The sequence below is a fragment of the Massilia sp. NBRC 108631 genome (assembly GCF_059704565.1).
This window is the reverse complement of sequence record NZ_BAAKJE010000064.1, coordinates 1-216: the sequence shown is the minus strand read 5'-3', so window position 1 is coordinate 216 and position 216 is coordinate 1. Positions and strand designations below refer to the sequence as shown.

The following is a 216-nucleotide window of genomic DNA, read 5'->3' as shown; positions in this document are numbered from 1 at the left end:
TGCCGCCCACCAGCATGGCTTCGAATTCCTGCACCCGGTCGCCCAGCGCGGTCGAGGCCAGCAGGCTGTTGCCGATCGGCGTGTTCAGCTCGTGCGCGATGCCGGCCACCAGCGCGCCCAGCGACGCCATCTTTTCGGACGTGATCAAATTGGCCTGCGCCTGCTTCAGCGTGGCCAGCACCAGTGTCAGGTCGCGGTGCGCCAGCTCGGCGTTGG

1 pseudogene is annotated in these 216 nt (G+C 68.1%); it reads right to left on the bottom strand.

Annotated features, from left to right (window positions below):
- A pseudogene (locus AC6H42_RS07135) lies at positions 1–216 on the bottom strand (CHASE domain-containing protein); the annotation flags it as partial.